The organism is Clostridium autoethanogenum DSM 10061, from assembly GCF_001484725.1.
GTDB lineage: Bacteria > Bacillota > Clostridia > Clostridiales > Clostridiaceae > Clostridium_B > Clostridium_B ljungdahlii.
This window is the reverse complement of sequence record NZ_CP012395.1, coordinates 1,300,024-1,320,865: the sequence shown is the minus strand read 5'-3', so window position 1 is coordinate 1,320,865 and position 20,842 is coordinate 1,300,024. Positions and strand designations below refer to the sequence as shown.

Genomic DNA, 20,842 nt, shown 5'->3' with positions numbered 1-20,842 from the left:
TATAAATTTGTTAAACTTTTAAGTATTATAGATATATAGTAGATAATAATGGATATTTTAAGTTTAGTCTGGGGGGAATCCTTATTTTGATTATTTTGAAAGTAATGGGATCTATAATTTTAATCCTTATAATTCTTTTAATATTTTTGTTGATAAGTAATGTAACATATAGGGGAAAGTCTACTTTTGAAGAAAATAATATAATATATAATTTTGAAATTGGTTTATTTTTTAATATTATTTCTATAATATTAAAAGGGAGTAATAGTGATAGCCATTTATCTGTAAGAATATTGTGTTTTACTAAAAAGTCAAATATAAATTCTAAAAAAGACAAGATACAGGATGAATCAACTTATAAATTTTCTCATATCATACAAGGTGTTAAAAAACTTTATGAGTATAAAGATTCTATAATAAAGATTATTTCTATAATCAAGCCTAAGTATGTTAAGATAGAAGGTAATTATGGATTTGATGATCCTAGTATGACAGGTATGTTGTGTGGAGTTTTTAATGTAATTTATTCATTTTTACCTAAAAATTCTATAAGAGTAATTCCAGATTTTTTTAATGAAGTTTTTAATTTGCATTTAGAAGTTAGTGGAAAATGTAGAATAATATTGATTGTAATTACACTATTTAAAGTATTTCACATATCATGTATAAAAAAAGAAATAAGCTATTAAAAATGGAGGTATTTATATGGATATTAAAGAAAATACAGAAGTTTTATTTTCCAAATTGGAAAACTTTTTTAAAACAGAGACTGTTGTAGGTAAACCAATACAGGTAGGAGATATAACTCTTGTACCATTTATAACAGTTACCTTTGGATGTGGAACCGGTGGTGGAGAGGGAACAGATCCGAAAAATAAGCAGGAAGGTGGAGGCTCAGGTATTGGTGCAGGAGCTAAAATAACTCCAAATGCAGTACTTGTAATAAAAGAAGATACAATTCAAATGTTGCCTATAGGTGATAAGAATAACCTTAGCAAACTTATGGAACTAGTACCCAATATAGTTAGCAAGTTGAAAAAGAAAAATGAAAAAAAGGAAAACATATAGAAAACACCTAAGAGGAGATACTCATGTACAAGTTAGTGGCAGCAGATTATATAACTAAAAGTAATGTGGAAGACGGGGTAGCCTATGCTCTGCAAAAATTCATATTAAATGCTTAAATAGAGTGTGATAGTATTAAAGTAGTTAGTCATTAGATAAAATAAAGAAATGTAGATAGGTATCAAGTTTTTATCTACATTTCTTTATTTATTCATTTGAAAGACCACTTTTACTAAACTTCTTAAAAAATTTTTCTACCATATTTTTAAATACTTTTTTCCATATAAGTCCTGTAATTAAAAATATAAAGAAATATACAAGGAGTGTTAAAGCATCTTTTAGTAATAAGCTAGAAATAATACCACCTACAGTTTCTCTCATACCTGCTACAGCATGGGTGAAGGGTAGAAGAGGATTTATTATTTGAAAAAATTTAGGAGTCACCTGTATTGGAAAAGTACCACCAGATGCTGAAATTTGCAGCACCAGGAGTATCATTACAAGAGCTTTTCCTACATTTCCAAGTACAGATACAAGAGTATAGATTATCATGGTAAATATAATACTTATAAATATTGCAAAAAGTACAAACATATATTTGTTTGCTACGTAAGTTCTCAATATAAATAAATCTCCTAAAGTTACTATTAAAGCTTGAAAAATTGATATAGTCGCAAAAGTAAGATATCTTCCAAGAAAGATTTGGTTGAGTTTTATATTTTTAATTTTTGTGTTTTTAACTTCCGTAGAAAGCATTGAAACAAGAATAAGGTCTCCTACCCATAGTGATAAAGTGGTGAAAAAAGGTGACATAGCTGAACCATAGTTAGGTATAGAAAAAATTTTATTCATTTTTATATTAACAGGATTTGCTATGAAATCTCCTTCTTTTTTTGCATTTAAACCAAGTATTTTTATGAGTTCGTTCAATTTGGCATCCTCATCTAGATTTCTAAGTTTTGAAGCAATGTTATGAATTGTGTTTTCCACTCCAGGGAGTACTTTTTTAATCTTATCTATATCTTCTACTGCTATTTTTGTATCACTAAATGCATTTTTCAATATGTTTTGTGCTGTTGGAAGGTCACCTTTAGCATCTTTTAGTATTTTCAAAGTATTATTTGCCACCTGGATAGAAGATTTCATTATGTTGTCTATGGTAGGAGCTAAAGATGTATCGTAGTTATTTATAATGTTATCCAAAAAAACTGTGATGGAAGCAGCACCTTGTTTTAAATTACCAAGAGCATCTAGTGAAATTTGTTCTCCGTTGTCTATAGCAGTTATTAGCAAATTTATGTTTTCAATACGACTTTGCATCATATTTTTTATATTGTTTAGTGTTGATATAAAATTTGATAATACCGTATTATCTTGTTTATTTAAAGAATTTAAAATGTCTATTATATTGTTAATTCTTGAAATGCTTGATGTATAATGATCTCGCACAGTTGCTAGTATTGTTTTAGCTGACTTAGGATCTGTATTTATGAGGGTTATGGCTTCATCAATAAGCCCTTCTAAAGTTTTGTTAAGATCCCTTATGGATGTAAGTTCAGATTTAATAAAAGGAGATAGATTAGTCATTGAATCTCTTGCTTTTGTAAGAAAAACTTCTCCACTTGATACCACATTTAAAGCTATATTTATAGTATCTTGAATTAGAGGAAGTTCATTTTGAATTTTACTGATAAAATCATTTAAATTAGAAGCCTGGTTATAAACATTTTCTATATTTTGATTTATTTCAGGTATTTTACTATCGATGTCAAATATTATATTTATAAACTCTTGTAGTATAGGTTTACTGTTTGTAAGGTCTATTCCTAGCCTATTAAATACGCTAAATATTGATTCATCTACTGTTTGTACAAAGGTTGTAGTTATCTGCTGCTGTATTTTTGTAACTCCTGCTTCAGTTATTTTTGGAGCCACTGCGTTTAATTTTTCATTAACTGAATAAATCAAATCTGCTTTTTGTGGATTTGATTTTAAAAGAGAACTTATTTTAAAGGAAAAATCTTCTGGTATTGTAATACTAGCGTAATAACTGCCATATTTTACTCCACTAGCTGCATCATTTTCATTTGTAAAATTCCATCCCATACTTTTATTTTTCTTTAAATTTTCTACTAAGCTATTACCTATATTTACATTACTGCCATTAAATTCTACGCCTTTGTCCTTATTTACTATTGCTACAGATATTCCACTGGTGTTTTCATAAGGATTCCATAATGATTTTATATTAAACCAGGCGTAAAGTGCAGGAAGTATCATAAGTGCTATTACTACTACTAGGGCCACCCAATTTGTAATTATATTTATTATATCTGTTACGTATATATTTATTATATTTTTCATAAGTTTATCTCCTAGTTTAAATTCCATCTATGAGTATTAACCGTGATGGTGAGTTCAACTAAGATTATTATGTGCTGATATGAAAAATAATATATAGTATATATTTTATGTATAAGGTAAAATTTCAATTAGAATATCTCATATAATATTATTCATAAAAATGAACGTATATGTAGAAATATTTTTACAATGATGAAGCTCTTTTTAGTATTTTGCATATAAGTCTTAGAAAAAAATTTAAGGAGCTGAAGATTGTAAAAATATTTGGAGTATACGTTCATTTTTCGTTTAGAAACTCTATGATGTTTAAAGATTTAGCCTACTTTTCCCATGAGAATACTGCATAAAAGTATTACAAGTACCAAGGAAGTAATTTTTACATATAGGTAGTCCCCTTCTTTAAAAAATACTAATATGGATACCGCTACTCTTAGTACAGGTATTGCCATTAAGATCAAAAGACCGAACAGCATGATTGCATAAGGCTTAAAATATTTACAACCTTTTAATATTTCAATAGGTTTAGTTGGATAATAATTTCCAGCATAGCCACTGTGGCCAGATATTAAAAACATTAAAAGCCCTGTTAATATTACAATTGAACTTAATATGACACCTATCCTTAAAAACGTACTTATTATAAGTTCTAGTTCTTCTGCACTTTTTTCATTCTTTTCAATAGTACTATTTTGCTGTGGCATTAGTTACCTACCCCCAAATCCTTTCAAAACCATTTCTACAGATATATAAATAAGAAAAGGTACAAATATCTTTCTTATGGTTTTGCTTTTCATATTTTGCATAATTCGAGTGCCCATAGTCGCTCCTGCTAGTACACCTAGAGCAACAGGAGCAGAAATTTTAGGATCTATATTGCCTCTTAAAAGGTAAACACCTGCACTGGCAGCAGCTGTAACGCCCATCATAAAATTACTGGTGGCACTTGATACTTTTAAAGGCAATTTCATAAATAAATCCATAGCCATGACCTTAAAACTACCACTTCCAATTCCAAGAAGACCAGAAATGATACCGGCACCATACATTACTCCAAATCCGCTGGGTACATTAGCTACGTTGTAGCATACGGTTTCGCCTACAATTTTGTCATAGTACTCACCATTTAGTTTAAGTTTTTTTGCAAGAGGGTGAGTTTGTACACCCTGAGGCAGTTCACTTTTGCCTTTTTTCGCCATAGCTAGTGCGGAGTATAGGAGCAGCAATCCGAATAAAAAGTAAAGATACTTTGGATTTATAATTCCTCCAAGAAAGGCACCAGTTACAGCACCTATAGTTGTGGCTATTTCAAGAAACATACCAACTCTTAAATTTGTTATTTTATCCTTTATATAAGCTGCAGCGGCTCCACTTGAAGTGGCAATAACAGATATTAAGCTAGCACCTATAGCGTATTTTATATCTATTCCAAATAAAAGAGTAAGTGCTGGAGTAATTACTGTTCCACCTCCGAGACCCAGTATAGATCCTGCTATGCCTGCAATAACGGATACACTGAGAATTTCTAATGTTAATATTGACAAAATGTCATTCCTCCTATGTTGAATAAATTTTTGTTTTCAAGTATTATTATAGCAAGGAAACTTATATATTTAAAATACATAATTAGTATTCAAAGTATATAGAAATTATATAGTAGGAGTGATATCTTTTTATGGATATTAAGCAGCTGAAGTATTTTCTGACTATTGCTAAAGAAGGTAAAATAACTAGTGCAGCTAAAAAACTAAATATGGCGCAGCCACCTTTAAGTTATCACTTAAAACTCTTAGAAGAAGAATTAGGCGTTAAACTTATGGATAGGGGAAGTCATAAGATACATTTAACAAGTGCAGGAGAAATACTTGCAAATAGAGCTGAACAAATACTTAAATTAGTAAGTTTTACTGCAAAGGAGCTAAAGGATTTTAAAGAAGGAGCAAAGGGAACACTTTCCATTGGAACGGTATCTTCTTCAGGTGCTACATTGTTACCAGAAAGAATAAAGATTTTCCATAAAGAATATCCAGAGGTAAATTTTAATGTATGGGAAGGAAATACCTTTAGAATATTAGAAGTATTAAACAGTGGATTGATAGAAGTTGGTATTGTAAGAACCCCTTTTAATACGGAAGGGCTTGAAATAACTGCACTACCTAAAGAGCCTATGACTGTTGTATTTAACAAGGAGAGTGATTTGTTTGAAGATAGAGAAAGTGTGAAATTAAAGGACTTGAAAGGGAGACCTTTAATTATATACAGAAGATTTGAAAAGTTGATATTTGAGTGCTGCAATAAAGAAGGTTTTGTACCTAATATAATTTGTAACACTGAAGATGCAAGAACAGCACTTTTATGGGCAGAATCAGGTATTGGAATGGCCATTGTTCCAAGAACATCTATTGATGTGGTTAAAAATGTAGATTTGAAAAGAAAAAAGATAGATGAAATTGATTTGGAAACTAGTATAGCTGCTATATGTGTAAAGAATAGATATATGTCATCAGTAGCTAGAAATTTTTTACGCATTTTTTCTATGAAAAAGTAGAATATTTTAGGAGACGATTTTAATGAATGAAAAAAATTTTAACTTTAATGTTAAGGTACTGTTTTTTGTTGCTGTCTTAATCACTGCTTATTTTTACATAGATAAATTTCAAATAATTGCACTCGTACCTTTGGCATTATGTGTGTACGATGGATTTTGTATATTTTTTAAATTTAAAAATAGGGACGGGCTTAGAATAATTTTTTTTATGGCTACCGTTTTAACACTTATATTTGTACTTCATGTTTTAGTGGTATATGGAGTATCCAATCCAATTCCTATAATTATTGCTTTTATAGTGACTAATTTGTTTTTTATATATAATTTAATTATCTACAAGTATTTTAAATACAATTTATTAAGCCTTATAATTATAATTTTAGGTTGGATCATATGTGACGGTTTTCCTATACTCATGGTATTTGTATTATCAGCAGGACTTTTAAGTAAATAGTAAATAAAACAATTAAACTTTGGGATAGAACACCTAAAGCTTAATTGTTTTTGTTCTGTAATATTTTTGTTTAAGTTTTATTTTTAATTATTTTCCTTAAGGTATCAATTAGAATATCTACTTCGCTATAAGTATTGTATAAACCAAAGCTCAACCGAACGAGACCCGGGTGGGAGATGTCATTGTAATTGTGTTTTAAGTAGGTTATATCTTTACGAGAAAGCCTAAGAAGTCTTTGTACATAAGGTTGAGCACAAAAGCAGCCACTTCTGACTGAAATACCAGATAAATCTGAAAGAAGTTTTGCTGTAATACCATGATAAAGTCCTTTTATGTTAAAAGGAAGTATTGCAACCTTATCGCAATTTGGATTGGGATCACAATATAAGGTGATGTTTGGGAGACTAGTAATTTTATTCAAAGCATAATTGTATATTTTCATTTCACTTTTGTCTATATTTTTTATTCCCAATTTGTTTAACATCTCAATAGCAGCAGTTAAGGCAATTACTCCAAGTACATTGGGAGTACCAGCTTCATTTTTTTCAGGTGGATCATTCCATATTACACTGTTATCTGTAACTAATTTTATAGTACCTCCTCCGCTATATTCAGGTGATACACTACAGAAAGTCTCCTTGGGACCTATCAATACACCTATACCAAAGGGTGCATACATTTTGTGTGCTGAGAAAGCTAAATAGTCAATAGATTCCTCTTCATAATTCTGCTTCATGTATATAGGATAATGAGGTACAAGTTGGGCGCCATCTACTAGAATTTCTGATCCATAATTGTGGGCAATTTTTGCAATTTTATATATAGGGTTTTTGTATCCTGTTACATTAGAAGCACCAGTTACACATACCAACTTAACTTTGCCATCATGTTTTTCTAATTTACGTCTTAAATCTGAAATAATTAGTTTACCGGTTTCATCCACCTCCAAATAATCTACTTTAAATTTGTTCCTCCAGGGTAAATCATTAGAATGATGTTCCATTCTAGTCGCTAATATAACAGCATCCTTATATAGATAATTAAAAATATAAGATAATTTATTGATAGCTTCAGTAGTGTTTTTTACATAGATTACTGTATTTTTTTCGGAATCACAGTGAACAAAGTTGCATATAAGTTGCCGCGATGTTTCATAGATTTCAGAGGATAATGTAGATTTAAAACCGGTTCCCCGATGAATAGAAGAATAATAGGGTGAAAAACTAACTACTTTTTCCATAACATAATTAAAGGGAGGTGTAGTAGCTGCATTATCAAAATTTATAGCAGTTACCAGCTTTCCATTTTTTAAAGGTATTTTTGTATCTACACCGGTTATTAATTCTCTGTAATTATGATTTGTTTTATCATAGGACATATTAAAATCACTCCTATAAGGTACTTATATATAATATGTAGTATGATTTTAAATGTACCAAATAAGTGAAAAGTTTATCAATAAAATAAACATAGGAATAAGCATAGACTATATTTACACTATCCTTATTTGCTGCTTTCCCAAGTATCTTTATATTCTTGTAAAATGTTATGGAGCACATTTCCTATTTTAGAATAGGCACTGTCGTTTAAATTTGCAAGTGAAATTCTTACAGACCACTTAGAGGCATAGAATCCGGAGCCTCCTAATAATACAATAGAAGATTTTTCGGCTAATTTAAAGAGTATATCTATTGGTTTATAGCTCATGTCTAAATAATCTCCAAAGGCTTTTCCGTAATGAGTATTTGCCCATTTTAATAGGTCAAATTCTGCATAGTAACTTGCGTCATAAGGATCTTCTGGTATATTTATGTCAAGACTTTTAAATAGCAACTTTTTTCGCCTTTTACATATGCCCTTTATCAGGTTTTTGTATTCGCTTTTAGTATCTAGCAGTGAGAATATTGCAAAAAAGGCCATTTGAACCTGCTGGGGCGTTGACAAACCTGCAGTATGGTGAAGTGCTACCTGACGGCTGTCTGCTGCGATCCTATCTATAAAATTAATTTCCGTTGGATCGGTTGAAATGGATTCATAACGTTTTTTTATAGTATTTTTTTTATCTTCTGGCAGCTCTTTTAAAAGCTTATCAAATACATTGTTTTCATGAATAGCTATAGTCCCAAGTCTCCAGCCTGTTACACCAAAGTACTTTGAAAATGAATAAACTCCTATACAATTGTAGGGGAGAGCTGATACTATAGAATTAAATTTGTCTGGAAAACTACCATATACGTCATCTGATATAATCATTAAATTTGGATTGGAATCCTTAATAGTTTCTATAAGGTATTTAATTGATTCAGGTTCTATAGCTTCTGAAGGCGGGTTGCTTGGGTCTACTAAAAATAAAGCCTTGATAGTTTTGTCACCTAGTTTTTTTAGTTCTGATTTTGGATATTGCCACGGACTACTTCCTTCTTCGGGATCTTCAGAGGCCATTATCTTAACTAAATTAAAATTATATCTTGGAATAATTGGAATCTCTAAATAGGGAGTAAAAATAGGAGTCATAATTGCTACTTTATCACCTTTTTTTAGAAGTTCATTGGCAATTAATGAATCAAATATATAACATATGGCAGCAGTAGCACCTTCTACAGCAAATAATTTGAACTTAGAATCAAACTCCTGTAAGTGATATATCTCCTTGAGTAAATACTGAGTTACTATTTTTTCTACATGGATTAATATTCTGCTTGGGTCTGGATAGTTATCACCTATAATTCCATCTGTCAGTTCATAAATCCAATCTTCAGCATTGAATCCTTGATAATTTATACCATAATCTATAAATTTTTTTAACATATCTATGCCTGGACAGGTTTTGTGACTTTCAATATAATCATAAAAACGTATATGTATATTTTGCTTTTCAGGCATTCCGCCTAAGTTTTTTTCATTCCATATTCGCCGTGATTCTTCTAATGCAAATTGCCCAAAAGCAAAAAAGGCCTCTCGGGGAGAAGTGGATATCCAGTTAGGATTCCCTCTTCCTGCATCTAAAAGAGCATGTGCACTTTTTACCTTTTGACCTTTAGCAAGACTAATTAGTTTGTTTTTTAATTCAAAAGGACTTATTTTACCGTAAATGCGCTCTAGTTCTAGTAGTTGAATATTTTTATCTGAATACATTTTATGTGCTTCCTCCAAAAATTTTATATATTATAAAATTTATATTCTGCAAATATAAACAAAAATATGCACATAAAAAGTACCAGCCTAGTGCAATTTTTTTAGTTTAATTATATACTAGTTCTTGAATGACCATAATATAATAAAAGCTGTTATATTTTAGACTAAAATGAAAGGATGTGCTTAATATGCGAGAATATAGTGCTTTTGATATTCTAGGACCCATAATGATAGGACCCTCTAGCTCTCATACTGCTGGGGCAGCAAGACTGGGTAAAATTGCAAAGACTATAGCAGGAGGCAAAATTTTAAAGGTACAATTTCTGCTTCATGGATCTTTTGCTAAAACTTATAAAGGACATGGTACAGACAAGGCTTTAGTTGCTGGAATACTGGGGATGGATCCCTGGGATGAAAATCTAAAAGAATCTATTATTTTGGCAAGGGAAGAGGGAATTAAAATTGAATTTAAAGAAATAGATTTAGGAGACGTTCATCCTAATACAGTCAAATTTATTATAGAAAAGGATAATGGGGAAACTTGTGAAATGGTAGGCTCATCTATAGGTGGAGGAAATGTAGTAATAAGTGAAGTAGATGGAGACAAAATAGAATTTACAGGAAGTTACCCTACTATATTGATAAATCATATGGATGTACCGGGTATGGTTGCAAAGGTATCTGATATACTTTATAAGCATAAAATAAACATAGCTTTTATGAGAGTGTATAGAAAAAGCACTAGAGGTTCTGGAGCAACTATGGTGTTTGAAGTGGACGATTTAATTTCTGAGGATGTTGTAAATGAAATAAATGAAATTTCAAATATAAAAAAGATAAGAGCTATAAATCCTATAACAGAGGAGGAATAATAGATGGCTAATACCGGAAATGAACTTATAAAAATATGTAGAGAAAAAAGTATGAAAATATGGGAATATACAGTTGAGGAAGAAATTAAAAGGGGAGATTCTAGTAGGGAAGAAATTTTAGGGAAGATGAGAAAAAATCTTAAAGTAATGCAAAATGCTGCAGAATATGGTATGAAAAACAAAGTAAAATCTATAAGCGGACTTATAGGTGGGGATGCTTACATATTAAATAATTATTGTAGGGAAGGAAAAAGTTTAACTGGAGATTTTATGATAAAAGCAATGGCAAGGGCGCTTTCATGTTCGGAAGTTAATGCTGCTATGGGAAAGATAGTGGCTGCACCTACAGCAGGCTCCTGTGGAATAATACCTGCGGCAATAATAAGTGCAGGAGAAAAGCTAAACAAGAGTGAGGATGAATTGATTCAAGCGCTCTTCACAGCAACTGGAATTGGAATGATAATAGCTAGAAATGCCACTATGTCAGGAGCTGAAGGTGGATGTCAGGCAGAGTGTGGTTCTGCAGCTGCTATGGCAGCAGGAGGAGTAGTTGAGATGATGGGCGGTACTCCAGAACAAGCCTTAAATGCCAGTGCTATAGTGATAAAAAATGTATTAGGATTAGTTTGCGATCCTGTAGCAGGTCTTGTAGAAGTACCTTGTGCCAAGAGAAACGTTTCAGGAACTGTAAGCGCACTAACTACAGCAGATATGGTTATGGCAGGTGTATACAGTAGAATACCTTTTGATGATACTGTTTCGGCAATGTATAGGGTTGGAAAACAACTTCCCTGTGCACTTAGGGAGACAGCACTTGGAGGACTTGCAGTTACAGAAACTGGCCTTAAATTAAAAAAGCAGGTACTTGGAAATTAAAAAAGGGATATACAAATAGTTGTATATCCCTTTTTTCAAAGGTATAAAAAACCACCTTTTATTCAGAGGTGGTAAAACATTCTATTCATTTATGTTAAGATGTTTTATTCTAATATTGTAAGCTATAAATTATAGTTTTACAACGTTAGCAGCTTGAAGACCTTTTGGTCCTTCTTCAACATCAAATTGAACTTTTTGACCTTCTTCAAGATTTTTTCTTGGTTCATCACTTTGGATTGCAGTGAAGTGTACGAAAACATCATTTTCGCCAGGTACTTCAATAAATCCAAATCCTTTTTCTGAGTTAAACCATTTTACTGTTCCTATTTTCATTTATTATCCTCCTAAAGATAAAACACTTATAATTGATATAGCTTGATTTTGTATATCGGTGTTTATTATTACATTAGTATAACACAAAAATGTAAAATTAACAACAAATCTTAAAATTTCACATTAAATATTGATGTTACCTAATAAACATATTATACATTAATTTGACTCTATAATCAAAGTAATTTTTAAAATAATTTTGCTGCAATTAAAAACTTTTTTATTAGTATTAGTATTTAACATTTAATACTTTTTAATACATTGTTAATTTACGGTAATGTATTAAAAATATTTTTACTTGATCCTTTTAGACATTAGGCGTTAAAGGGATCTCTTATGTAAGCTTATTTGAATTAAAAGAGTCATTTATATTGTCCATTATCATAGTTGTTGTATTTGAGATATTGCTTATTATATGTTTATAAGTATGGCTTAATTGAGTCAAAGAAGTTACCATTTGGCTATTTTTTTTCTCTTATAATAATCTATTTTACGTAGTACCTCTTTATTTTCTTCTCTAAACATCCAGGTTAAGGTTGTACCCGTTTCGTATTGTTTTTGAAATTTAATTAGTGATGAATAAGACATCTTCGTAGTGTTTTTGGCAATGTTTTTAGTAAGTGATTTGATAAGTGAATTTGAAAAATTATTTAAGGTATCTTTAAATGCATTGTCAAGTAAGCTCATGTACTTTTGAGTATCACTTCCATAAGCACCAGATAAAATTTCTTTTTTTATCTTTTTATATTCTGAAGTATATTTTGATAGTGAAGAAAGCTTAGCATTGTCTTTACTAGAGCTTTCAATGCGGTTAAAAAAGTTACAGAGTACAGTTCCATCTTTGGATATATTTGAATCATCTTTGCCTTTAAAATTTGTAGTATTATTGTTACTAGATGAAGTTTTATGCTCACTGACATTACACTTGGCTTTACAGGAAATTAATTTGCTAATTGTAATTGAATCCACAATAACCCCTTCTTACATTTTTATCTATATATTACAAGTATCGAAATATAATTTAATTACTGAATAATTACTTTTAAATATTAAACTTATTGTGTATAATTCATTTTAGGTAGCTTTGTAGATAAACGCTAGTGAAAAGTCTATTCTAAAAAAGGAGTAATGAAAATGTTATTTATTGAGCACCAAAATACGAACCCATATATGAACCATGCAATTGAAGAATATGTAATGCAAACATTCAATGAGGATTGTTTTATCCTTTGGAGAAACAGACCCTGTGTTTTAATAGGCAAAAATCAAAATACCCTTTCAGAAATAAACATAGACTATATAAAAAAGCATAATTTATCAGTAGTAAGAAGAATGTCAGGGGGAGGAACTATATTCAATGACCTGGGAACTTTAAATTTTACCTTTATATCTGTAGGCGAAAACAATGCTTTTGCGGATTTTAGTAAGTTTACGTATCCTATAATAAGAGCATTGAAAAAGCTATCTATAAACGCAGAGCTTTCTGGTAGAAATGATTTGGTTATAGATGGTAAAAAAATTTCAGGAAATGCCCAATATAAACATGGAAATAAAATTTTGCATCATGGAAGTATTTTGTTTTCTGTTAATATGAAAAATTTGAATGATGCTCTTTACGTAAACCCTATAAAATTTTCAGATAAAGCTGTTAAATCTGTAAGAAGCAGGGTTACGAATATATATGATTATATTAAAAGTGATATGACTATAATTGAATTCAAAGAATTTTTAATGAAATCAGTTATAAGTGAAGATGAAAATCCTAAAATATATATATTTTCAAAAGAGGAATGGAAAAAAATAAAAGAAATATGTTATCATAAATATAAGACGTGGGAATGGAATTATGGACATCTTAAAAAGTTTAATTATTCCAACCAGAAAAAATTTCCAGGAGGAATTGTACAGGTTAATATATATGTAAAAAAAGGTATTATAGACAATATAAAATTTTTTGGAGATTTTTTCAGCAGTTGCGAGATTAGTGAATTGGAAAATGAGTTTCTAGGAATTAAGTATGAAAAAGAAGAAATTCTGAAATCACTTGAAAACGTAGACATGGAAAGATATATGCATAATATAAACAAAAAAGATATTATGGAGGTTATGTTTAAATAGTAGTATACTAATTTTGTGGAGATGTGTTAAAAAATTAGCATATTTTAAAGAAGAAGCGAGGGATTGTATTTTATGTATAAGAGAAAACCTGAGTGGTTAAAAATAAAAATAAGAGGCGGACAAGTTTCCCAGGATGTAAAGGATATACTTAAAAAATATTCTTTAAATACTGTATGTGGTGAGGCAAATTGTCCTAATAGAATGGAATGTTTTAATAAAAGCAGGGCAACTTTTATGATACTTGGGAAAAATTGTACTAGAAATTGTACTTTTTGTAATGTAACTAAAGGCAAACCTGAAAAAGTTGATAAAAAAGAACCTTTTAATGTGGCACAAGCAGTGGATAAACTAGAATTGAAATATGCGGTAATAACTTCTGTTACAAGAGATGATTTAGAAGATGGAGGAGCTTCTCATTTTGCTAATGTTGTAGAAGAAATAAGAAAGCTTAATAAAAATATAACAGTAGAAGTTTTAATACCGGATTTTAAAGGAAATGAAACTGCACTTAAAAAGGTAGTGGATTCAAAACCTAATGTAATAAATCACAATGTAGAGACTACACCTGCTCTATATAAAGAAGTAAGACCAATGGCAGTTTACAAGCGTTCACTGGAACTTTTAAAAAGAGTTAAGATTATGGATAACTCAATTTTAACAAAATCAGGATTTATGTTGGGGCTTGGAGAAAAAGAAGAAGATATTATAGAAGTATTAAAGGATTTAAGAAGGGCGGATTGTGACATTGTTACAATAGGTCAGTACTTACCACCTTCTTCAAAACATCATCCTGTTGTAGAGTATGTTCATCCTGATCTATTTAAAAAGTATAAAGAAATAGCTTTAGAGTTGGGTTTTAAATTTGTATCATCTTCCCCACTAGTAAGAAGTTCCTATCATGCAGAAGAAATGATTGAAAGCTAATCTGATGCCAAAAACTCTACTTATATCGAAATGAGATAAAATTGAAACATAATCTCATTTTGATATAAATTTGGTATCATTTTGATACCAATGGACTTAGAAAAATTTCTTAGCACAAAATATTAAAACTAAATATTAAAGCTTATCCCACTATTAACATCTATTTGAGAAGGTTGTGAAAAATTATTAAAAATATATAGAAAATTGGCATATAAATTGCTAGATATATAAGAGAAAGATAAATTCGTATATTTTTTTTAAAATTCTAGGAGGTCTTTATTATGCATATTCCAGATAATTATTTAAGTCCATCAACCTGTGCTGTTATGGCAGTGGTAATGCTGCCAGTTTGGGCAAAGGCCGTAAAAAAGGTAAAAAGTGAAATAAGTCCCAAGAAAATGCCTATGCTTGGTGTTTGCGGAGCATTTTCTTTTCTTATAATGATGTTTAATGTACCTATACCAGGAGGAACAACAGCTCATGCAGTAGGGGCAACTTTGATAGCAATTTTACTTGGACCTTATGCAGCAACTATTGCAGTTACTATAGCACTACTTATACAGGCACTTTTCTTCGGAGATGGAGGAATACTTGCATTTGGAGCTAATACTTTTAACATGGCTTTTATAATGCCTTTTGTAGGGTATACCATATATAGTATTATAAAAAATAGAGTAAAGAGCCCTAAAGGAGAATATATTGCAGCTTTTATAGGTGGATATGTAGGAATTGTGGCGGCATCTTTTATGGCATCCATTGAATTTGGCCTACAGCCTTTATTATTTACAGATGCAGCTGGAAAGGCACTTTATTGTCCTTATGGTTTAAATGTGGCTGTACCAGCAATGGTAGGAACTCATCTTTTAGTAGGTATACTTGAGGGGGCAATAACTGCAGCAGTATACGCTTATGTGAAGAAAATGTCACCAGATGTTGTATATGAAGACAAAATTGGAAATAAAAAACCACTTTATGGACTTTTGGCAATTTTAATAGTTTTATGTCCTCTAGGACTTTTAGCAGCTGGAGACGCGTGGGGTGAATGGGATTCAGAAGGTATGAAGTCACTTATAGGGTACATACCTAAAGGATTTCAAAATGGCATACACTTTAATGCTATTGCAGCGGACTATTCTGTAAAAGGAATGAATGATGTTGTAGGTTATATTATTTCAGCAGTGGCGGGAGTTGCACTTATAATGATTGTGTTTAAAATAATATCTTCTTTAAGAAAAAACGCGGTGGATATAGATAATAAAAATGTTAAAGTAAATAAATAAACAGAGTTCTAAGCATCAGATGGAGTTTTGACTCCACATGATGCTTATTAACAGGATTCTTAGTGCTTCAGCACTTAGAAGACGTTATCCTTTAGGGAAATTCGTTATCCAGGGATATAGCTGCTTTTTACTCATACTTGGAGAAAAGCAGATATCCCAAATCTTTGATTTGGTGATAGTCGCTTTCACAGAGTGCGTGGAAGTATTAGAGCAGGTAGTCATCGGATAAATGGGAAGCCCCCCTTTTTACATATAAACAAATTAAAAAGGGGGCTTTTTTATTTTTCAGAAACTATATTTTTTAAAGCATTTACTAATGCATCTATATCTTGCTTTTCATTAAAATATCCAATACCTATTCTCATAGCACCAATTTCATAAGTTCCCATTATCCTGTGGGCTGTTGGAGCACAATGAAATCCAACTCTTATCATTATGTCATATTCCTTATCCAGCTTAAAAGCAATATCTTCACCAGACATATTCTCTATATTAAACGAAATGACACCTACTATTTTTTTCGCATCTTTTGGACCATATATATGGATTCCTGGAACTTCCTCTAATCTCTTAAGGGCATATTCAATTATTTCATTTTCTTTATCTCTTATTTTTTGTACTCCTAGATCATATATGTATCTAATTCCTTCTCCTAAACCAACTATTCCAGCTACATTTAAGGTTCCTGCTTCTAATTTATTAGGATAATAATCAGGTTGGTATGGATTTTTCGAATCTTCACCGGTTCCTCCAGATTTTAATGACCTTATACAATTAGTGTCACAATTTATTAAAAGCCCTCCTGTACCAGTAGGTCCCAAAAGACTTTTATGACCTGTGAAGGCAAGAATATCTATGTTGTCTTTTTGTACATCTATAGGGTAAGCTCCGGCTGTCTGGGCGCTGTCTACTAAAAATAGAATTTTATGTTTCCTGGCTATAGCTCCTATTTCCCTTATAGGTTGAATAGTTCCAAGCACGTTAGAAGCATGAGTGAATACAATTAGCTTAGTGTTTTTTTTTATTAATTTTTCTATGTCACAGGCTTTTGATATTCCTTCATTTGTGCAGGGAAGAGTAGATATTTCTATACTTCTGTCCCGTTCAAGAGTTTTTAAAGGTCTCCATACAGAATTATGCTCCAAGCTACTTGTGATAACATGATCTCCTTGATTTAAAACTCCGTTTATTATTAGATTAAGTGAATCTGTTATGTTGTAAGTAAAGATTATGTTAGATGGGTCTTTACCGTTAAATAACTTACATATATTATCTCTGCAGTTAAATACAAGTCTATCAGCTTCAATAGCTGATTTGTAAGCCCCTCTTCCTGCAGTGGCTCCTATGTTCTTCATAAAATCTGAAATTTTGTCTATAACTATAGATGGTTTGGGGTAAGATGTAGCAGCATTGTCTAAATAAATTCCCAATATGATTATCTCCTTTCTTTAGGTTCCCTAGATTTATAAAATATAATTAAGTCAACTTTTGTACATACGAAATTTTGACTTAATATAAAAATATTGCGACGTAATTTTTTAAATTAATAGTTAAGAATGAAGAATTAATAGTTAATGTGGATTTTTTTCCGTTACACTATAAAAAATCTTTGATTAAGCTTTTCATCACTTGTTTCGCTAAAGCGAAACATTGCTGATTTATATAAATTAAAGATTTTTTGCGATAGCTAAAAATCGTCTTTCACTATTAATTTTTCATTATTAATTCTTAACTTGCGAAGAAGCTTTGTTTTTAACTCCTATAAATATATTATAACTTTATTATGCGGAGTTAAAAGGGGGAAATTTGATATGTAAAGGATATGTAGAATTATTATAAATTTATAAATTAATATAACTGTAATTTTCAAGTTATATTTCGTATGTTATTATATAGGTATAAATATTTTAGTAAAAATTATAGAAAAGGGAGAGATACACTTGAAAGAAATTCATTATAACAGTACTAGAGGATTAAATGGAAACTATACTGCATCTCAAGCTATACTAAAAGGAATATCAGAAGATGGTGGATTGTTTGTTCCAGACAGCATACCTTCTGTGAATGAAGAAGAATTACAAAAATTCAAAAATATGACTTATAAGGAATTAGCTTTATGCATAATCGGAAAGTTTTTCACCGATTTTACTGAAGATGAGTTGAAGAAGTGCATAGACCTAGCTTATGACAATAAATTTGAATCAGATGAAATAGTGCCACTAAAGAAGGTTGGGGATGTGTTTTATTTAGAGTTGTTTCATGGACCAACTTTAGCTTTTAAAGACATGGCATTGTGTCTTCTACCACATCTAATGCAGACTGCTGCAAAAAAACAAAATTTACATAAAAAGATAGTTATACTTACAGCAACTTCTGGAGATACAGGAAAGGCAGCACTAGAAGGCTTTGCAGATGTAGAGGATACAAGAATAGTAGTATTTTTCCCTGAAAAAGGGGTAAGTGATATACAAAAAAGACAGATGGTTACCCAGGTAGGCAAAAATACTAAAGTTATAGGAATAAAGGGAAATTTTGATGATGCCCAGACTGAAGTTAAGAAAATTTTTAATGATGAAGAATTAAAAAAAGAATTGGATGAAAAGTCTTATATGTTTTCTTCTGCCAATTCCATAAATATAGGAAGACTTATACCTCAAGTAGTATATTATTTTCATGGATATATGGAACTTTTAAGGAAAGGGCAAATAAAATTAGGAGAAAAAATAAATTTTGTAGTTCCTACAGGTAATTTTGGAAATATACTTGCAGCTTATTATGCAAAAAAAATGGGCCTACCTATAAATAAGCTTTTATGTGCTTCAAATGATAATAAAGTATTATATGACTTTTTAAAAAGTGGAATTTATGATGCTGAGAGAGAATTTATAGTAACTATATCTCCTTCTATGGATATACTCATATCCAGTAATCTTGAAAGATTCATATATGATATAAGTGGGAAGGATTCTTCAGTTGTACAGGGATTAATGAAAGATTTAAATAAAAATAGGAAGTATAGTGTAAGTGAAAATATGAAAGAAGAATTAAAACCATTTTATGGTGGATTTGCGACCGAAGGGGAAACACTTCACTCCATAAGTGATGTCTTCAAAGATTATAAATACCTAATGGACACACATACTTCAGTGGCTTATTCCGTGTATAGAAAGTATTTTCAGGATACAGGAGATGACACAAAAACCATTATTGTTTCTACTGCAAGTCCTTTTAAATTTACAAAATCCGTAATGAGTGCTTTAGACGATAAGTATAAGAATCAAAAAGATTTTGACCTTATAGAAGTAATGAGCAAAACTGCTTCTCTCGAAATTCCTAAACCTATAGAGAAACTAATGAAAAGTGAAGTTATTCACAGTACTGTATGTGAAAAACAACAGATGAAAGATGAGATTAGAAAATTCTTAGTATAATTGGAGATAACTTTCCATTTTTTACGAAAAAGTAATTTACATATAATAACATAAAATATACATCAATATAAGTACAATAGTAAGTCGAATATTGAAAATTAAAGTTATAAATATTCGATATATAATGTATGAAAATGCTAGGATGTATTTATAAACAGTAGTATAATATAAAATTAGAAGGTAGTTGAAAATTAGTGTAAAATTATTTTTTGTAGAGAAACTAATAAAATAGCATGAGCAGTTTATATTAATTTATAATAATATAGTATGAGGAATTGTTGTATATATTCATGAGGAAAAATTTTCTTGTGAATATATACTTTTATAGAGAAAATTTTGGCTTAGATATGTATTTTTAATAGGGGAGAGTTTTATGTTGACATCATTATCAGATGAATATAATCAACTTAAAAATGAGTATGAAGCTTATCAAAAGATGGCTGAAGGAATTATACAAAAACAAAGTATAAAGATTATAGAGTTAGATAAAAAACTAGATATGTTGTCTTTGATAGTTGAGATAAGTCAGTATATAAACAAGCGAATAGGTAGAGGAGAAATAGTTTCTATAATAAATGATATAATGATAGGCATTCTAGGGGTAACTTATTCAAGCGTATATCTTTTAGAGAATAGAAAACTTCAATTAAAATCTACAAACTTGCCTAATACAAAACATCACTATAGTATTAACGATTACAATAAAGGAAATATAAGTAATCTAAATGCTAGCATAGTAAATTGTATTGATAATATATATATATATGATAATATTCAAATTCACTCTTCCATACTCATGCCTATATATTTAAAAGATAATCTATTAGGTGTTATCGTGGTTGAACATCATATATATAACTATCTAAATAACGAACATATGAAGTTATTGACTGCACTTACCAATCAGATAGCTATATGTATAGAAAATAATAAACTTTATAACAAGATAAAACAAAATTCTCAAAAGGATTTTTTAACAGGGCTATTTAACAGAAATTATTTTTTTTCGGTGATAAGAGAAAAGGTAAAAGACTGTGGCAAAGGTTTTGCTATTGTAATGATTGACATTGATGATTTTAAAAGTTTTAATGATAGATTTGGGCATCAATATGGAGATAGGGTGCTGAGAAAAGTAAGTGATATAATAAAAGATAGTATAAGAGACGAGGATATGGTAGCTAGATATGGAGGAGAAGAAATTATAATATATATGTATAATATTACAGATTCCATGTCTGTATATGAGAGAATGATAAATATAGGAGAGCTTATAAAAAAGAAAGCTGTAGAGTATAATGAAGTCTCGTCTTATGTAACGGTTTCAATGGGTATAGCAGTATGCACAAATAAGAATAAAGATGTTGAAGATACAATAAGAAGGGCTGATATGAACTTGTACAGAGCAAAAAATTCTGGAAAAAATAAAGTGGTTTATTAAATAAGTA

The 20,842-nt window shown here is 30.3% G+C and carries 19 protein-coding genes; 11 read left to right on the top strand and 8 right to left on the bottom strand.

The window, feature by feature from the left end; genetic code table 11:
• The first annotated feature begins 86 nt into the window (after positions 1 to 86).
• On the top strand, positions 87 to 689 hold the full coding sequence (locus CLAU_RS05880) for a DUF2953 domain-containing protein (RefSeq protein ID WP_013239964.1): 603 nt from the start codon (positions 87 to 89) through the stop codon (positions 687 to 689).
• A gap of 16 nt (positions 690 to 705) precedes the next feature.
• Positions 706 to 1,068, top strand: coding sequence for a GerW family sporulation protein (locus tag CLAU_RS05875; protein ID WP_013239963.1), 363 nt, complete (start codon positions 706 to 708; stop codon positions 1,066 to 1,068).
• A gap of 204 nt (positions 1,069 to 1,272) precedes the next feature.
• Here CLAU_RS05875 and CLAU_RS05870 read toward each other — a convergent pair whose 3' ends face one another.
• The 3 genes from CLAU_RS05870 to CLAU_RS05860 form a co-directional block, all read right to left on the bottom strand.
• Entirely contained in the window at positions 1,273 to 3,429 is a 2,157-nt protein-coding gene (locus CLAU_RS05870; protein ID WP_013239962.1) for a YhgE/Pip domain-containing protein, read from the bottom strand.
• Between the two features lie 314 nt (positions 3,430 to 3,743).
• On the bottom strand, positions 3,744 to 4,130 hold the full coding sequence (locus CLAU_RS05865; protein WP_013239961.1) for a DUF1634 domain-containing protein: 387 nt from the start codon (positions 4,128 to 4,130) through the stop codon (positions 3,744 to 3,746).
• A 3-nt stretch (positions 4,131 to 4,133) separates the two neighbouring features.
• Positions 4,134 to 4,970, bottom strand: a complete 837-nt coding sequence (locus tag CLAU_RS05860) for a sulfite exporter TauE/SafE family protein (RefSeq protein ID WP_013239960.1) — start codon at positions 4,968 to 4,970, stop codon at positions 4,134 to 4,136.
• A gap of 131 nt (positions 4,971 to 5,101) precedes the next feature.
• On the opposite strand from CLAU_RS05860, the gene CLAU_RS05855 reads away from it, so the two are divergent.
• Entirely contained in the window at positions 5,102 to 5,974 is an 873-nt protein-coding gene (locus CLAU_RS05855; RefSeq protein ID WP_013239959.1) for a LysR family transcriptional regulator, read from the top strand.
• 22 nt (positions 5,975 to 5,996) lie between these two features.
• A complete protein-coding gene (locus CLAU_RS05850; RefSeq protein ID WP_013239958.1) occupies positions 5,997 to 6,428 on the top strand; it encodes a hypothetical protein in 432 nt (143 codons plus the stop codon).
• Between the two features lie 70 nt (positions 6,429 to 6,498).
• Here CLAU_RS05850 and CLAU_RS05845 read toward each other — a convergent pair whose 3' ends face one another.
• Positions 6,499 to 7,806 carry an aminotransferase class V-fold PLP-dependent enzyme gene (locus CLAU_RS05845; protein ID WP_013239957.1) on the bottom strand — a complete coding sequence of 436 codons (1,308 nt, stop codon included), beginning with the start codon at positions 7,804 to 7,806 and terminating at the stop codon, positions 6,499 to 6,501.
• A gap of 125 nt (positions 7,807 to 7,931) precedes the next feature.
• Positions 7,932 to 9,563 carry an aspartate 4-decarboxylase gene (aspD, locus tag CLAU_RS05840; RefSeq protein WP_013239956.1) on the bottom strand — a complete coding sequence of 544 codons (1,632 nt, stop codon included), beginning with the start codon at positions 9,561 to 9,563 and terminating at the stop codon, positions 7,932 to 7,934.
• A gap of 188 nt (positions 9,564 to 9,751) precedes the next feature.
• Between aspD and sdaAB the strand changes: the two genes are divergently transcribed.
• Together sdaAB and sdaAA are read left to right on the top strand one after the other, a co-directional pair.
• Entirely contained in the window at positions 9,752 to 10,435 is a 684-nt protein-coding gene (gene sdaAB, locus CLAU_RS05835; protein WP_013239955.1) for an L-serine ammonia-lyase, iron-sulfur-dependent subunit beta, read from the top strand.
• Between the two features lie 3 nt (positions 10,436 to 10,438).
• Entirely contained in the window at positions 10,439 to 11,311 is an 873-nt protein-coding gene (gene sdaAA / locus CLAU_RS05830; RefSeq protein WP_013239954.1) for an L-serine ammonia-lyase, iron-sulfur-dependent, subunit alpha, read from the top strand.
• A gap of 129 nt (positions 11,312 to 11,440) precedes the next feature.
• On the opposite strand, the gene CLAU_RS05825 is transcribed toward sdaAA, so the two are convergent.
• Both CLAU_RS05825 and CLAU_RS05820 read right to left on the bottom strand, forming a co-directional pair.
• The gene (locus CLAU_RS05825) at positions 11,441 to 11,644 is read right to left on the bottom strand and encodes a cold-shock protein (RefSeq protein WP_013239953.1); all 204 of its coding nucleotides are present in this window, start codon (positions 11,642 to 11,644) and stop codon (positions 11,441 to 11,443) included.
• Between the two features lie 450 nt (positions 11,645 to 12,094).
• Complete coding sequence (locus CLAU_RS05820) at positions 12,095 to 12,613, bottom strand: hypothetical protein (protein WP_013239952.1); 519 nt, start codon at positions 12,611 to 12,613, stop codon at positions 12,095 to 12,097.
• Positions 12,614 to 12,778: 165 nt separating this feature from the next.
• Between CLAU_RS05820 and CLAU_RS05815 the strand changes: the two genes are divergently transcribed.
• The 3 genes from CLAU_RS05815 to cbiM all read left to right on the top strand — a co-directional run bounded on the left by CLAU_RS05815 (position 12,779) and on the right by cbiM (position 15,966).
• Entirely contained in the window at positions 12,779 to 13,762 is a 984-nt protein-coding gene (locus tag CLAU_RS05815) for a lipoate--protein ligase (protein ID WP_013239951.1), read from the top strand.
• Positions 13,763 to 13,834: 72 nt separating this feature from the next.
• Positions 13,835 to 14,686 carry a lipoyl synthase gene (gene lipA, locus CLAU_RS05810; RefSeq protein ID WP_013239950.1) on the top strand — a complete coding sequence of 284 codons (852 nt, stop codon included), beginning with the start codon at positions 13,835 to 13,837 and terminating at the stop codon, positions 14,684 to 14,686.
• 281 nt (positions 14,687 to 14,967) lie between these two features.
• Positions 14,968 to 15,966, top strand: coding sequence for a cobalt transporter CbiM (gene cbiM / locus CLAU_RS05805; protein WP_013239949.1), 999 nt, complete (start codon positions 14,968 to 14,970; stop codon positions 15,964 to 15,966).
• A gap of 278 nt (positions 15,967 to 16,244) precedes the next feature.
• On the opposite strand, the gene CLAU_RS05800 is transcribed toward cbiM, so the two are convergent.
• Positions 16,245 to 17,396 carry an aminotransferase class V-fold PLP-dependent enzyme gene (locus CLAU_RS05800; protein ID WP_013239948.1) on the bottom strand — a complete coding sequence of 384 codons (1,152 nt, stop codon included), beginning with the start codon at positions 17,394 to 17,396 and terminating at the stop codon, positions 16,245 to 16,247.
• A gap of 510 nt (positions 17,397 to 17,906) precedes the next feature.
• Here CLAU_RS05800 and thrC point away from each other — a divergent pair.
• Together thrC and CLAU_RS05790 are read left to right on the top strand one after the other, a co-directional pair.
• The gene (gene thrC, locus CLAU_RS05795) at positions 17,907 to 19,397 is read left to right on the top strand and encodes a threonine synthase (RefSeq protein ID WP_013239947.1); all 1,491 of its coding nucleotides are present in this window, start codon (positions 17,907 to 17,909) and stop codon (positions 19,395 to 19,397) included.
• A 373-nt stretch (positions 19,398 to 19,770) separates the two neighbouring features.
• Complete coding sequence (locus tag CLAU_RS05790) at positions 19,771 to 20,835, top strand: sensor domain-containing diguanylate cyclase (protein ID WP_013239946.1); 1,065 nt, start codon at positions 19,771 to 19,773, stop codon at positions 20,833 to 20,835.
• Positions 20,836 to 20,842: the final 7 nt, after the last annotated feature.